This window comes from Novosphingobium terrae (assembly GCF_017163935.1).
GTDB lineage: Bacteria > Pseudomonadota > Alphaproteobacteria > Sphingomonadales > Sphingomonadaceae > Novosphingobium > Novosphingobium terrae.
Genome location: NZ_JABVZR010000002.1, coordinates 2,630,244 through 2,644,365, shown reverse-complemented (window position 1 = coordinate 2,644,365; position 14,122 = coordinate 2,630,244). Strand labels below are relative to the sequence as shown.

10 protein-coding genes are annotated in these 14,122 nt (G+C 63.6%); 4 read left to right on the top strand and 6 right to left on the bottom strand.

What is annotated here, in order from left to right; all coding sequences use genetic code 11:
• Positions 1-32: 32 nt before the first annotated feature.
• Together HGK27_RS29380 and HGK27_RS29375 are read right to left on the bottom strand one after the other, a co-directional pair.
• Complete coding sequence (locus tag HGK27_RS29380) at positions 33-833, bottom strand: MIP/aquaporin family protein (protein ID WP_407674674.1); 801 nt, start codon at positions 831-833, stop codon at positions 33-35.
• Positions 817-1,044, bottom strand: a complete 228-nt coding sequence (locus HGK27_RS29375) for a hypothetical protein (RefSeq protein WP_206244320.1) — start codon at positions 1,042-1,044, stop codon at positions 817-819. Before HGK27_RS29375 ends, HGK27_RS29380 begins: the two co-directional genes overlap by 17 nt.
• Here HGK27_RS29375 and HGK27_RS29370 point away from each other — a divergent pair.
• Together HGK27_RS29370 and HGK27_RS29365 are read left to right on the top strand one after the other, a co-directional pair.
• The gene (locus HGK27_RS29370) at positions 1,043-2,566 is read left to right on the top strand and encodes a glycerol-3-phosphate dehydrogenase (RefSeq protein WP_206244319.1); all 1,524 of its coding nucleotides are present in this window, start codon (positions 1,043-1,045) and stop codon (positions 2,564-2,566) included. The two genes, HGK27_RS29375 and HGK27_RS29370, sit on opposite strands and share 2 nt — an antisense overlap.
• Positions 2,567-2,617: 51 nt before the next feature.
• Complete coding sequence (locus HGK27_RS29365; RefSeq protein ID WP_206244318.1) at positions 2,618-3,421, top strand: DeoR/GlpR family DNA-binding transcription regulator; 804 nt, start codon at positions 2,618-2,620, stop codon at positions 3,419-3,421.
• Between the two features lie 16 nt (positions 3,422-3,437).
• Here HGK27_RS29365 and HGK27_RS29360 read toward each other — a convergent pair whose 3' ends face one another.
• The 4 genes from HGK27_RS29360 to HGK27_RS29345 are packed head-to-tail and all read right to left on the bottom strand — an operon-like array spanning position 3,438 to position 10,460.
• Positions 3,438-4,403: an MBL fold metallo-hydrolase gene (locus tag HGK27_RS29360; protein ID WP_241127593.1), complete on the bottom strand. Its 966-nt coding sequence runs from the start codon at positions 4,401-4,403 to the stop codon at positions 3,438-3,440.
• 29 nt (positions 4,404-4,432) lie between these two features.
• Positions 4,433-5,866, bottom strand: coding sequence for a sulfatase family protein (locus tag HGK27_RS29355; protein WP_206244317.1), 1,434 nt, complete (start codon positions 5,864-5,866; stop codon positions 4,433-4,435).
• Positions 5,867-5,881: 15 nt separating this feature from the next.
• Positions 5,882-8,167: a TonB-dependent receptor gene (locus HGK27_RS29350; RefSeq protein ID WP_206244316.1), complete on the bottom strand. Its 2,286-nt coding sequence runs from the start codon at positions 8,165-8,167 to the stop codon at positions 5,882-5,884.
• 25 nt (positions 8,168-8,192) lie between these two features.
• Entirely contained in the window at positions 8,193-10,460 is a 2,268-nt protein-coding gene (locus tag HGK27_RS29345) for an arylsulfatase (protein WP_206244315.1), read from the bottom strand.
• 131 nt (positions 10,461-10,591) lie between these two features.
• Between HGK27_RS29345 and HGK27_RS29340 the strand changes: the two genes are divergently transcribed.
• Complete coding sequence (locus tag HGK27_RS29340) at positions 10,592-11,476, top strand: LysR family transcriptional regulator (protein WP_206244314.1); 885 nt, start codon at positions 10,592-10,594, stop codon at positions 11,474-11,476.
• Positions 11,477-11,608: 132 nt separating this feature from the next.
• Positions 11,609-14,101, top strand: coding sequence for a TonB-dependent receptor (locus HGK27_RS29335; protein ID WP_206244313.1), 2,493 nt, complete (start codon positions 11,609-11,611; stop codon positions 14,099-14,101).
• The last annotated feature ends 21 nt before the right edge of the window (positions 14,102-14,122 follow it).

Genomic DNA, 14,122 nt, shown 5'->3' with positions numbered 1-14,122 from the left:
AAGGCAGGCTGAAGGGCTTGAGCGGCCTGTTTTTATTGCAAGATCTTGCGGCCCGAGGGAAGGTAGGGCTTGATCAGCAGCTGATAGATGCTGGCCCCCACCACGCCGCCCAGCAGCGGCGCCACGATCGGCACCCACCAGTAATTGTCGGGCCCGGGAAAGGCCGAGGAATCCCATCCCGCTGCCCAGGCCAGCAGGCGCGGCCCCAGATCACGCGCGGGGTTGAGCGCCCAGGCCTCCAGAAAGCCGTCGCAGGCGCCGATGGTGGCCACCAGAAAGCCGATCATCAGCGCCCCGGAATTGGCCATGGGGGCGCTGGTGTTATACTCGTCGGTGATGGCGAAAATGCCCAGCAGCAGGATCGCGGTGAGGATCACCTCATCCCAGAAGGCATGCATCGGCAGGACATGCGGCCCCGGATGGGTGAAAAACACACCCGCGGCACCGCCTGTCGCGCGGGTCAGGCCATGGGCAGCGTTATAGGCATCGATCACCGGGTGATAGAGCTGAAGCACCAGCGCGGCACCGATAAAGCCGCCGATCACCTGAGCGATCCAGTAAGGCAGCACCTTCTCTTTGGGAAAGCCGCGAAACAGCGTCAGCGCCAGCGTCACCGCCGGATTGGCATGGGTGCCGGAGACGGCGCCGGTCACATAGATGGCCAAAGTCACCGCCAGACCCCAGGCAATGCACACGCCCCAATAGGCGGTGGCATAGGGGCTGGGATCATAGAGCGTGATCATCGCCGCCGCAGAATCGCCCAGCGTGATGATGATCACCATGGCGATCACCTCCGCGATCAGCTCGCCGCGCAGCTTATGGTCCAGGGTCATGTCCATCCTCTCGCAGCTTGCTGTCATGGTGCGTTTTCGCTGTCTGCCATGCATCTGCACACGCTTTCGCGCCACCGTCAACAGTTTCGTTTGCGTTTTCGATATTGTGGTCGTATTTTCGGATACGAAAATATTCTGCCGATGCTCGCCGGTGATCACCCACAAGGATCACGGCGGCGCCACGGCCTGATTTTCCGGAGACAAGCATCATGGCCACCCCCTCGCCCCAGAACACCGCCGAACCGACCTATGACCTGCTTATCGTGGGCGGCGGCGTGAACGGCGCGGGGATCGCGCGCGATGCGGCAGGGCGCGGCCTGTCCGTGCTGCTGGTCGAGCAGGAGGATCTGGCCAGCCACACCTCTTCGGCTAGCACCAAGCTGATCCATGGCGGCCTGCGCTATCTGGAATATTACGAGTTCCGCCTGGTGCGCGAAGCGCTGATCGAGCGCGAGCGGCTGCTGGGCATGGCGCCGCATATCATCTGGCCGCTGCGCTTCGTGCTGCCTCAGTCGCAGTCGCCGCGCCCGGCGTGGATGGTGCGGCTCGGCCTGTTCCTCTACGACCATCTGGGCGGCCGCAAGAAGCTGCCCGGCACGGAAAAACTCAACCTCGACCGCGCCCCGCAGGGCAACGGCCTCAAGCGCGGCGCGAAGGGGAAAGGCAGCGCCTTCGTCTATTCGGATTGCTGGGTGCAGGACAGCCGCCTGACCGTGCTCAATGCGATGGACGCCGCCGCACGCGGGGCCGAGATCCGTACCCGCACCCGTCTGGTGAATGCGCAATCAGTGGGCGATCAGTGGCTCGCCACCATCGAGGACGGGCTGGGCCAGCGGCAGGTGCGGGCCAAAGTGCTGGTCAATGCGGCGGGGCCCTGGGTCGATGCCGTGCTGCGCACCTTGGGCCGGGCACGCAACGATCGCGGCGTGCGGCTGATCAAGGGCAGCCATATCGTGGTGCCCAGGCTCTATGAGGGCGACCATGCCTTCATGCTGCAGAACCCGGACCGCCGCATCGTCTTTGCCATCCCCTATGAGCAGGATTTCACCCTGATCGGCACCACCGACGAACCCTGGACGGCAGCCCCCGGCAAGGTGGAGATCAGTCAGGGCGAGATCGATTATCTCTGCGCCACGGTGAACCGCTATTTCGAGCGCGAGGTTACCCCGACCGATATCGTCTGGAGCTATGCCGGCATCCGCCCGCTGTATGACAATCACGCCGCCAATGCCTCGGCGGTGACGCGCGACTATGTGCTGGACTTTGACCAGAGCGAGGGCCACGCCCCCATGCTCAGCGTTTTCGGCGGCAAGATCACCACCTATCGCAAGCTGGCCGAACACGCGATGGAGCATATTGCGCCGCTCTTTCCCCAAGCCGGCACACCTTGGACGGCGGGCGCCATTTTGCCCGGCGGCGATCTGCCCGATGGCGATTTCGATGCATTCGTGGCCAATCTGATCACGCGCTATCCGCAGCTTGAGCCCGCGCTGCTTTATCGTCTGGCGCGCGCCTATGGCACCTGCACCTTCAAGCTGCTGGGCACGGCGGTTGTGCCCGGCGATCTTGGCCCTGATCTGGGCGGCGGCCTCCACACGCGGGAGGTGGATTATCTGGTCGCAGCCGAATGGGCCTGCACCGCGCAGGACATCCTCTATCGTCGCAGCAAGCTGGGGCTCCATGTGCCGGACGGCACGGCTCAGGCGCTGGAGGCCTATCTGGCGCGCGATTGACCTGAGCGCCACGGACATTAAGGCCAACAGCGGACACGGAAGGAGGCGATGATGAACAGTGTGACGGACAGTCAGGACGATGTCGTCGCCCGCCGCCGTGCCCGCATTCTGGAGATCGCCCGCAATGCCGGCAGCGTGGCCGTGGAGGATCTGGCCGAGCGGCTTGCTGTCACGCCTCAGACGATCCGCAGGGACCTGAATGTGCTGGCCGATCAGGCGCTGTTGTCACGGATTCACGGCGGGGCGCTGGTCGCCTCGGGCGTCAACAACATCGCCTATGATACGCGCCGCGCCGTGGCGGCCCATGCCAAGGCGCGCATTGGCGCAGCGGCAGCGGCGCTGATCCCGGATGGCTCGTCGCTGTTCATCAACATCGGCACCACCACAGAGGCCGTGGCGGCCAATTTCAGCCATCATCGCGATCTCATGGTGATTTCCAACAATCTCAATGTGGTGGATGCGCTGAGCAGCCATGGCTCGGTCGATCTGGTCTGCGTGGGCGGCAAGGTGCGCACCGACGACCGGGCTGTCGTCGGTGCGCTGGCGATGCGCTTTATCGAAAATTTCCGCGTCGATTACGCCCTGATCGGCATTTCCGCGCTGGCTTCGGATGGTACGCTGCTCGATTTCGCGATCGATGAGGTGGAGGTCTCGCAGACCATCATCCGCAATGCCCGCAAGGTCATTCTGGTGGCGGATTCCTCGAAGGAAGGCCGCTCGGCACCGGTGCGGGTCTGCGGGATGGAGGCGATCGACTTCTACGTCTGCGACAGCATCGTGGACACCGGGCTCAGGGCGGCCTGCAAGGACAATGGCGTCGAGGTCATCGAAACGCTGGCCGGCGAGAACGCATAAGCCCTGCCGCCCTCCGCTAGAACCGCTCCAGATCGCGCGCCATGGTGATCGTCCCGCGATAGTGCGCGGCAATCTCCTCACGCAGTTGCGTCACCAGCGCCGCCGATGGGCTGGAGGGCGCGAAATGCGTCACCACCACCTGCTTCACCCCGGCCTGCGCGGCCATTCTGCCGACCTCTGTGGCGGGCAGATGGTGGCGGCTGAGATGCTGAAGCATGCCGTCGCTGGTCTGTTCATCGAGATGGGGGTTTTCGTGATGGACCATCGCCAGCGTGGTCTTGAGATCGATGATCTCGCTGATGAGTACATCGGCGCCGCTGGCCAGATGCGTCACGGCCTCGCTGGGCCCGGTGTCGCCGGTGAAGACGAAGGAACGCCCCCCGGTCTCGAAGCGCCATGCCAGCGAACGGAAGCGTTTGTCATCCTCGCTGCCCGGCGCGAAGGAGTAATGAGTGTTCTGGACCGTGGTGGCGGTGATGGGCCCCAGCCTCACCGGCTCTCCGCCCGACACTTCGCTGACCGCCACCGTCTCGGCCGGATCGACATGGCGGGTGCCCGGAATGCCATAGCCACTCATGGCAAAGGGGCGCATCGCGGCGATCAGCCCATCGACCATCGCCTTCGTCCCCGGCGGACCATAGATGGGCAGCGGCGCATAGATGCTGGTCTGATAGCGCAGGCCCAGCAGCGCCGAAACCCCGCCGACATGATCGTAATGGAGATGGCTGATAAACAGCCCCTTCACCCGGTCGAGCGCAATGCCCGCCTTGGCCAGTTGCTCGACGCAGCCATCGCCGCAATCGACCAGATAGGCGCCATCCGCCGTCACCAGCAGATTGGCAGGCTGGCTGCGCAAGGGCGCGGGCACCGGGCCGCCCGCCGTGCCCAGCGTGATCCATTGCGGCGCGCTCTGAGGCGCGGGAGCGGCCATGGCGGGGCTCGCTCCCGCGATCAGCAACATGGCCATCAGGGTGGTGCGCATAATTTTCCTTCCCTTCGAATGATTCACCATCATGCGCCCTTTCCCGCAACCGGATCGGCAGTTCCCTTGGGCGGCGCGGGGAAACGGTCGGCGTAAAAGGCGGAGGTCGGCTCGCTGTAGCTGTCCGGTGGATAGGGCAGCATGGTGGCGTTCCATGCCTCCCATTGCGCGCGCATCGCGGCCAGACGTTCGGGGTAGAGCGGCCCCAGTTCAGCCCTTTCGCGCGGGTCGCGGGCGACATCGAAGAGATGCTCTTTGCCGCCCAGACGCAGATATTTCCAGTTGCCCTCTCGCACCGCCGCCTGATCGCTGGCCTTCATCCGCCAGAACAGGGTGCGGCTGACGGATGGCGCCTGCCCGGTCCATTGCGGCAACAGATTGAGCCCGTCCGAAACCGGGGGCGGCGCCTTGGCCGCAGCCAGAAAGGTGGGCACCGTATCCATCGAAATCACCACCTGATCCGAAACGCTGGCCGGGGCAATATGCCCCGGCCAGCGCACGATCATCGGCACGCGGATGCCGCCTTCCAGCAACTCGCCCTTATAGCCCGTCAGCGGCCAGGTGTTCGAATAGCGCTCGCCGCCATTGTCGCTGGTGAAGACCACCAGCGTGTTTTCGCTCATCCCCGCCTGCTCCAGTGCGGCCAGAACGCGGCCGATGTTGGCATCCATGCTGACCATCATCTTCGCATAGGTTTCCAGACTGCCGCCGGAAGGATCGCGCATATCCTTGAGGGTATGGGCATGAGCCGCATCCTCGGGCCCCTCCCATGGCCAGTGCGGCGCGTTGAAATGCAGGCTGAGGAACAGCGGCTTGTCGCCCCCGGCCTTGATCTGCTTGATGGCCTCATCCGCCAGAATATCGGTCAGATAGCCCTCGCGATGGATTTCCTTGTCGCCATCACGCAGATCGCCCTCCACCGGCGCGCCATTGCGGATCGCGGTATGGATGAAGTAATCCGCGCCGCCTCCGGCAATGCCGAAAAAGCTGTCATAGCCGTAATGAAAGGGGCTGAACTCCGGCACCTTGCAGACATGCCATTTGCCAACGAAGGCCGTGCGATAACCCGCATCGCGCAGCATCGAGGCGACCGTGGGCGTGCCCTTGGGCAGCTCCATGCCGGGGGTGAAGCCCACATTGGGCTCGTTCAGCCCGGCGCGGAACCGCCCCTGATAGCGCCCCGTCACCAGCGCGGTGCGCGTGGGCGAGCAGATCGGCGCATTGGCATAGGCGTGGCGCAGCTTCAGCCCCTGCGCCGCCAGACCGTCCAGCACCGGCGTGGTGTAGCCCTGCGCGCCAAAGCAGGACAGGTCAGCATAGCCCATATCGTCGGCCATGATGTAGACGATGTTGGGTTGCTTGCCGCTGGCGACGGGGGCCGCCTGAGCCCCCGCCGCCAGCGCCAGACCCGTCAGCCCGGTGGTGGCCAGAAAGCTGCGGCGGCTGGTGTTGAAAGTGGTCATGAAAGCCTCACAGGTTCAGATCTTGAAATTGGCGCGCAACCCATAGGTGCGCGGCGGGCGCAGGCCGGTGTAATAGACCGCCGCCGGGCCATTGGCGGTGGAAGAGCCCTGAATGGTGCGCTGGAACACCTGATTGCGGATCACGGTGTTCTCCAGATTGTTGACCCATGCACTGACCGACCAGCGGCCCCCTTTGCCTTCCAGCGTCAGCGTTGCATCGGAGCTGATAAAGGCCGGTTGCCATTCCTGAGCGGTGTATTCGGCGGCCAGATAGCGCCCGGTCTGATATTGGCTGTTGATCGCGGCGATCAGGCGATGGTCGGCATCGAGCGGGAAGGTATGCTGATACCCTCCCGTCAACGACCAGCGGGGCGCATTGAGTGCGGGCTGCCCCGAGCAATCAACGGTGAACAGGCGCACCGGGCTGGTCGCGGCCTGCGTGGCGGCGCAACCGATACGCGGGGAACCGACCGGCGCGGCAAAGGCCAGCTGATAGGTGAAGCTGAGATATTTCGAGTTCAGATATTCCGCATTCAGCGTCACCCGGTCGCGCGGCGTCACCGCCACCTCGATCTCGGCATCCAGACCATATTGGCGTGCATGGCCGACATTGATCACCTGTTGCGCGATGGTGGAGGTGTTCTCCACACGCGGCACCAGCACGGCCATCTGCTGGTTTCGATAATCCCAATAAAATGCTTCAAGATTGAGCTGCAGGCGATTGTCGAAAAAGCGGTTTTTTGAACCCATCGTATAGGCGGTCAGCGTCTCTGGCTTGTAGATATTGAGCGCGGGCTGAGAGGTGGAATATTGCCCGATCCCGCCCGATTTGAACCCCGTGGCGACATTGGCATAGAGCAGCGAGCGCGGCGCCACATCCCATTCCACGCCCGCCTTCCACGTCACCCGGCCCGAGGTGACATGACCGTCGATCGGCGTGTAGGGCGGCGTCAGATTGGCCGCCGTGGGGCTGCGCGACTGGGCCTGCTGGTCGTGCATCTCGCTGGTGTAGCGGGCGCCGCCTACCAGACGGAACGCGGAGGTCAGCTTATAGGTTGCCTGACCGAAGGCAGCCCAGCTTTCGGTGGTCAGATCGTCATATTGCAACTGGTTCTGGTTGCCTGCGGCCTGCTGGTTGAGCGCATTGGCGTTCTGATGCTGGTTGAAATAGAACAGCCCCACCACATAGCCGAGCCTGTTGCTGCCCGGCGAAGACAGCCGCAATTCGCCCGAAAGCTGGCGCGCGAATTCGGTCTGTTCCTGATGGAAGCCGGGGCGATAGCTGAGATAGGTTGGCCGGCTCTCGCGATAGGCGGGAATGGCCGTCAGCTTGGCAAAACCCAGATCGTAATCCACCGTGGCCGACACGCCCCAGAAGCTGGAGCGGACATAGCCATCGTCCTGCGGCAGATAGAGCGAGGCATATTGCCCCGGAAACGCCGCCTGCACCACCGCCAGGCTGGCCGGATCGGCGCCGCTGACGCGGGATTTGAGCGAAGGCGCATTGGGCACGGTGCTGTCAGGCAACAGCACGCTGCCCGCGCCCTTGCCGCCCTGATGGTAGTAATCGCCCGAGAGCAGCACCGAAAGCTTGTCATCCGGCTTGAAGAGCAGTTGCGCGCGCGCCGCCTGGCCCACCTCATCGTCATAGCCCCGGCTGAGATAACCATCGCGCTGCACGATCTGCCCCGCCATGCGCAGCGCCATGCTGCTCGACAGCGGCAGATTGACGGCGGCATTGCTCTTGATTTCGCTGTAATTGCCCACCTCGAAGCCCAGCTCCGCGGAGGTTTCGCCCAGCCGAGGCTTGCGCGTCACCAGATTGATCGCGCCGCCGGTGGAGTTGCGCCCATAGAGCGTGCCCTGCGGGCCTTTCAGCACCTCGACACGTTCCAGATCATAGAAATTGCCCACCGTACCACCGGGCCGCGCGATGAACACGCCATCGGCGGCAAAGGCGATGGCGTTCTCATTGGTGGGGGTGGCGCCAAAAGCGCCCACCCCGCGGATATAGATGTTGACGTTGGTGCCCCCGGTTGGCTGGATCACCAGCGCGGGGACCAGCTTGGAAAGCTGATCGGTGGTGGTCACGCCACGACTGGTCAGCGCATCGCCCGTCACCGCCGAGACGGCAATGGCGGCACGCTGCAGATTTTCGCTGCGGCGCTGCGCGGTGACGATAATGTCCTGAATGCCTGCCCCGGATGCCTTCTCGGCAGCAGGGGCTTCCTGCGCCTTCACCGGCATGGCGGTGGTGGCCAGCAGCAGGGCGCACAGCCCTCCCTTGTGTGAAATCCTCATGGTCTTCTCCCCCCAATTTGTGGTTTTATTTGAGATCGATGGTGATCGGCCCCATCGCGCCGTCGAAACGGAATGGCATGGTGTATTCCGCCGAGATCGGCGTGCCGACATCGCGGCCCAGCCCCACCCCTTCCTGACCGAAGAAATTGGGCACGGTGGCAGGCATATGCGTTTCGCTTGCGGCCCCGCCGTCGATGCTCAGCCGCACTTTGGCCCCGGCGCCCGGTGCTGCACTATCGGCCCGTATCTCCAGCGTGATGACATGATGCCCCGCCGTCAGAGGCCCGGCGCTCACCCGCACCAAAGGCAGGGGCTCGCAGCGATAGAGAAAGGTCGGCACGCCATCGAAGACATAGAGCCCCCAGCCAAAGGGAAAACCGCCTTGCGCCGTCAGTGTGCCCGAGGCTCTGTCATCGGCCACATCGACCGGCACCTGCATCGACCAGCTGCGGTTGCGGATCACCGGAAAGGCCTCATCCGACAAAGCGCGTTCCGATCGCCAATAGGTGAAATGGCTGCGTCCATTGGCCCAATAGGGGCGCATTGTTTCCTGCGCCCGCGCCATCATCGGCACATCCAGCACGGCAAAGCCGTTGCGCCGTGCCTCGGCATCGAAACCCTTTTTCAGGTCGCGCAGGATCGCCGGGTGCTGCGCGGCGACATCTTTCGACTGCGAGAAATCATGGTCCAGATCATAGAGCGCCCAGCCCCAGTCCTTCACCGGCGGCACCGCGCCCGGCTCCCACGCCAGCTTCGGCGGCAGGGTCGAGGCCAGCCAGCCGTCACGGTAGAAGGCGCGGTTGCCCAGCATCTCGAAATATTGCTGGCGGTGGCGTGTGGGCGCCTGCGCGTCACCCAGCGAAGCGAGCAGGCTCACCCCGTCCAGCCCCATCTGCTTCACCCCGTCGACCTGCGCGGGCGGCGTGATCCCCGCCGCCTCATAGATCGTGGGAGCAATATCGGTGACATAGCCGAACTGGCTGCGCACCCCGCCCGGCTGCGCGATATGGCCGGGCCAACTGATCACCAGCCCATCGCGGATGCCGCCCAGATGCGAGGCCATCTGCTTGAAATACTGGAAGGGTGTGTCCATCGCCCAGGCCCAGCCCGCCGGATAGTTCTCCGACGACCAGGGCCCGCCCATCTCGGCCAGACGGCTCGCCCGGTAAGACGCCGGTTCGGCCACATGGTTGAGCAGACCGACCGTGGTGCCATTGGGCCCGGCCTCCGCCGAGGCGCCATTGTCACCATCGATGTAGAGCACCAGCGTGTTGTCCCACTGCCCTGCCTCCTTCAGCGCGGCGACCACGCGGGCGAATTGCGCATCGAAGTAGGCGCGCTGGGCGGCATGGACCTCCATCAGCCTTGCGGCGACAGCCTGTTCCTGCGGGCTCAGGCTGGACCATGCCGGGATGCCTGCCGGACGCGGGGTCAGCACGGCATCCTGAGGGACGATGCCCATCGCCTTTTGCCGGGCGAAGGTTTCCTCGCGCATTGCGTCCCAGCCCTGATCGAACCGCCCCCTGAAACGCGCGATCCAGTCGGCGGGGGCCTGATGCGGTTCATGCGCCGTGCCCGGGGCCCAATAGGCGAAGAAGGGCTTGTCGGGCGCCACCTCGATATGGCGGTGCATCCAGTCGATCAGATGGTCCGCCAGATCGCGGTCGAGGATATAGCCCGGCTGCTGCGGTGCCTCGACGGGTACGGTGTTTTCGGTCAGATCCGGGTTCCACTGGCTGGAAGCGCCATTCATGAAACCGTAGAAATAGTCGAAGCCCAGCCCCGTCGGCCAGCGATCGAAGGAGCCGACCGGCGTGCTTTCCCATTCGGGCGTCACATGGTTCTTGCCGAACCATGCCGTGCTGTAGCCGTTCATCTGCAGCACGCGCCCGATGCTGGCCGCGCTCTTGGGCAGAATGCCCGTGTAGCCGGGCGCGTTGATCGACAGATTGGTGATCCCGCCCATCTGCACATGATGCGGATTGCGCCCGGTCAGCAGGGCCGCCCGCGTGGGCGAACACATCGCCGTGGTGTGAAAGCGATTGTAGCGCAGCCCCTGCGCCGCCAGCGCATCATAGGCGGGCGTGGGGATCGGCCCGCCAAAGGTGCTGGCCGCACCAAAGCCCACATCGTCATTGAGCACCACCAGCACATTGGGCGCTCCTTTGGGCACCACCGGAGCAGGTGCGGCAATCGGCGCGATTTGCGCTCCCTGAGCCATCGCCCCCGGGCCCGCCAGCATGGCGACCATGGCTCCGGCACAGATCATCGCGCGCAACCCGCGTGGCTTCATGCTGATCATCCTCATCCGGCAAGCCTCCGGGTCCATCCGCCCGATTGATGGGAAGGCTACAGATTGTTCGATTGGTCAGCGACGCATGAAGGGGTTATGGGTGCCTGAACGTAAAGGTTAAGGGGGGAGCCATGGCGGGAACCATTCGTCAGCTCGAAGTGTTCGGCGCGGTGTGCCGTCTGGGCAGCAATGCCGCTGCCGCTCAGGCGCTGGGCATATCGCAGGTGGCGATCAGCCGCCATATCGGCGCGCTGGAAAAGGCCAGCGGCCGCGCCCTGTTCGAGCGGACACCCGGCCTGCCCGGGCGCCTGAACCAGGCAGGGCGGCAATTGCTGCGCGAAAGTGAGGCGATCCTGAACAGCGTGCGCCGTCTGGGTTTCGCGGGCAGCGGCGCCGATCTGCCCATCACCGTGCGGGTGGGTGCGGGCGGGGTGATCCTCAACACCATGTTCCGCCCCGCCGCGCTGGATCTGCAGATTGAGGGGCGACGGATCGAGCTGGATTTCCACCCGCTGGAACCTTGCGACGTGCCCGCCAATGTGCTGGCGCGCGACAATCTCGATCTGGCCTATATGGCGCTGCCGGTCTTCTATTCGGTGCCAGACCATGCCCAGCCCATTGCCCGTTATCGCGGTGGCCTGTTCGCCTCGCCCAAAGTGATCGCCGCATGGCGGGCCGATCGCTCTCAACCCTTTCCCATCGTTCTGCCGCTGGCCGGGTCACCGCTGGAACGGGCGATGCGCATGACGCTGGAGCGCGCCAGCTTTTCACATTACCGCGTGGCGGCGCAGGTGGTTCATGAGCATGCGATGGAGCTGGCCTATGCCCATATGGGCGGCGTTCTGATCAGCACCACCCGCGCCCAGCCCGGCGTGGAGGCCGGTCTGCTGGAAGAGGTGACGGACCTTAACGTCGGCCATGATATGATCAGCTACGGCTTTTTGCCCCCCAAGCCGAGCACCGCCGTCATGCTCGTTCATAACAAGCTGAGGAAATTCGTGGAGAATCTTTCCTGAGTTGAGCCATCTTCCCATGACGTCCCCGCCGCGCTCGCCACGCCGGCGCTCTATTTTTATTTATTTTACGAAAAATAATAAAAAGCGTCACACAGCGAGCAGATAGCGCCCCCAAGCTCAACGGGGGTTACCATGACACACCGACACCTTCTCGCGACAACCGCCACTGCCGCCCTGCTTTTCACCAGCCCGCTTCATGCCCAGACGGCAGCGGCGCAGGACGATTCCAGCGCCGCCACCAAGCCTTCCGACATCATCGTCACCGGCTCCTCGCGCCCCGAGCGCCGCTTCGATGTCGACTATGCCGTCAATGTCCTGTCCCAGAAGGACGTGCAGAAGATCGCGCCCAAGAGCATGGCCGATCTGCTCAGCAACGTTCCCGGCATTCAGGTCGAGGAAACCGGCGGCGAGGTGCAGAACGTCACCCGCCTGCGCGGCATTCCCACCGACCGCGGCTATCTGCTGTTCCAGCAGGACGGCCTGCCGCTGTTCCAGGAGCTGGACGGCTATTTCTTCAACGGCGGCGACGGCATGAACCGCAACGATCTGATGACCGATCACGTCGAAGTCGTGCGCGGCGGCCCGGCGCCTATTTACGGCAGCTCGGCAGCGGGCATCGTCAACAACATCACCGTGACGGGATCGAATGTGGCGCGCGGGCGCGCCCAGCTAACCATCGGCGACACCGGCCTCTACCGCCTCGATGCCTATCAGGCCGGGCCATTGGGCCATGACACCTATTACGCCATCGGCGGCTTCCTGCGCTATCACGATGGCTATCGCGACAACGGCTTCCCCAATGACAAGGGCGGCCAGATCCGCGCCAACATCAAGCATGATCTGGCCAGCGGCGGATCGATCAAGATCAGCGGCATGTATGTCAATGATCACAACAGCTTCTATTTGCCGATCCCGGTCGCCAATCCCAACAATCCCTCGCAGTCTCTGAACCCGTGGATCAACTATTTCTCGGGCACGATGAATTCGCCCACCTTCGAGAACGTCAACATCAAATACCGCGACGGTTCGGGCACGGTGAAGTCCATCAACCGTGATCTCTCCAACGGCCGCTACATGAATTTCTTCAATGCGGCGGTGGATTATGAGGATCACTTCGGCCCGTGGAACGTCTCGGTCAAGACCGGCTTCACCAAGGGCAAGAGCAGCTTCGATGCCCTTTACTCCACAACCAATCCACAGGATGCGAACACCTTCGCCAACAGCTATCTGACGGCGGCCCGCACCGCTTTCGGCAGCGGCGTGACCTCGCTGGGCTATGCGATTGCGGGCACCAATGGCGCCACGCCCTACAATCCCTACAGCCAGTCAGGCCTGGTGATGAGCGCGCAATATCGCGCCACCAACTCCAATTTCTACAGTTGGCAGAGCGACGCCAGCATCGCCCGCCAGTTCGACACCGGCTTGGGCCATCATGACCTGAAAGTCGGCCTTTATGGCGCAATCTGGGGTGAGACCGAATTCGGCGTCTATCAGGACTATCTGATCCCCGTCACCGGTCAGCCCCAGACGCTCGATCTGGTGGCCTATGGCGCCTCGGGCAATGTGCTGGGCTATGTCACCGACAATGGCGCGCTGCATGATGCCTCGACACTGGCGCAGGGCAAGGTCGATTCCAAGATGATCGCCCTTTACGCCAATGACACCTGGGACATCACCGACAAGCTGCGCGTCGATGCCGGCATCCGTCAGGAATGGTATCACTACAGCGGCTGGGCGGCCAACACGACTGCGGTCAATCTGGGCAATGCCACCACGCTGGCCGATGATGCCACGCAGGCTTTCACCGGAAGCATCAAGATCAACACGCTGAGCCCCAGCGCCACCAACTGGACGGTGGGCGCCAATTACGATGTCTCGCATCATCTGGGCGCCTATATCCGCGCCTCGCGGCTGGTGATCCCGGCGTCATCGTCGAACATGATGAGCACTTCGGCCAGCACCATCTCGTCGAAGGCCTATCAGTATGAGGCGGGGATCAAGGCGCAGGCGCATGGCTCCTACCTTTACCTGACCGGCTTCTACACCAAGTTCAGCCCGCTCAACTCCAGCTTCGCGGCCTATAATGCGACGACGGGGCTGAACAACCAGACCGTCACCTTCATCAGCGATGTCGTCACCAAGGGCATCGAGGGCGACGGCCATGTGAAGGTCAACCGCTTCTTCTCGATCGACGCCTCGGTCACCGTGCAGGACCCGCAGTACAAGAACCTGTCCTCGGGCACGAGCGCGGACCTTTCGATTGTCGAAGGCAAGCAGATCATCCGCGATCCCAAGATCTACGGCCATGTACGCCCCACCTTCGATTTCGACATGGCGGGCAACCATGCCTCGCTTTACGGCAGCTATGAATTTGTGGGCCGCCGCTTTGTGGATGCCAGCAACAACACCGCCCTGCCCGCCTATGGCACCTTCGGCGCGGGCCTGATCGTGACGCGCAACAAGTGGCTGTTCCAGGTGGTGGCTGACAACCTCACCAATGCCAAGGGCCTGACCGAAGGCAACACCCGCACCGATACGATTTCGGGTCAGGGAACGGCGGATGCCGTGTATGGTCGCCCGATCTTTGGCCGCAACTTCAGGGTAATCCTCAGCAAGTCATGGTAAGAACCTCGCTTATGGCCGCTT

Excerpts from the sequence above, each read along its gene's own strand:
- HGK27_RS29380 (WP_407674674.1), bottom strand. The coding sequence starts at position 833 with ATGACCCTGGACCATAAGCTGCGCGGCGAGCTGATCGCGGAGGTGATC.
- HGK27_RS29370 (WP_206244319.1), top strand. The coding sequence starts at position 1,043 with ATGGCCACCCCCTCGCCCCAGAACACCGCCGAACCGACCTATGACCTG.
- HGK27_RS29375 (WP_206244320.1), bottom strand. The coding sequence starts at position 1,044 with ATGATGCTTGTCTCCGGAAAATCAGGCCGTGGCGCCGCCGTGATCCTT.
- HGK27_RS29365 (WP_206244318.1), top strand. The coding sequence starts at position 2,618 with ATGAACAGTGTGACGGACAGTCAGGACGATGTCGTCGCCCGCCGCCGT.
- HGK27_RS29360 (WP_241127593.1), bottom strand. The coding sequence starts at position 4,403 with ATGCGCACCACCCTGATGGCCATGTTGCTGATCGCGGGAGCGAGCCCC.
- HGK27_RS29355 (WP_206244317.1), bottom strand. The coding sequence starts at position 5,866 with ATGACCACTTTCAACACCAGCCGCCGCAGCTTTCTGGCCACCACCGGG.
- HGK27_RS29350 (WP_206244316.1), bottom strand. The coding sequence starts at position 8,167 with ATGAGGATTTCACACAAGGGAGGGCTGTGCGCCCTGCTGCTGGCCACC.
- HGK27_RS29345 (WP_206244315.1), bottom strand. The coding sequence starts at position 10,460 with ATGAAGCCACGCGGGTTGCGCGCGATGATCTGTGCCGGAGCCATGGTC.
- HGK27_RS29340 (WP_206244314.1), top strand. The coding sequence starts at position 10,592 with ATGGCGGGAACCATTCGTCAGCTCGAAGTGTTCGGCGCGGTGTGCCGT.
- HGK27_RS29335 (WP_206244313.1), top strand. The coding sequence starts at position 11,609 with ATGACACACCGACACCTTCTCGCGACAACCGCCACTGCCGCCCTGCTT.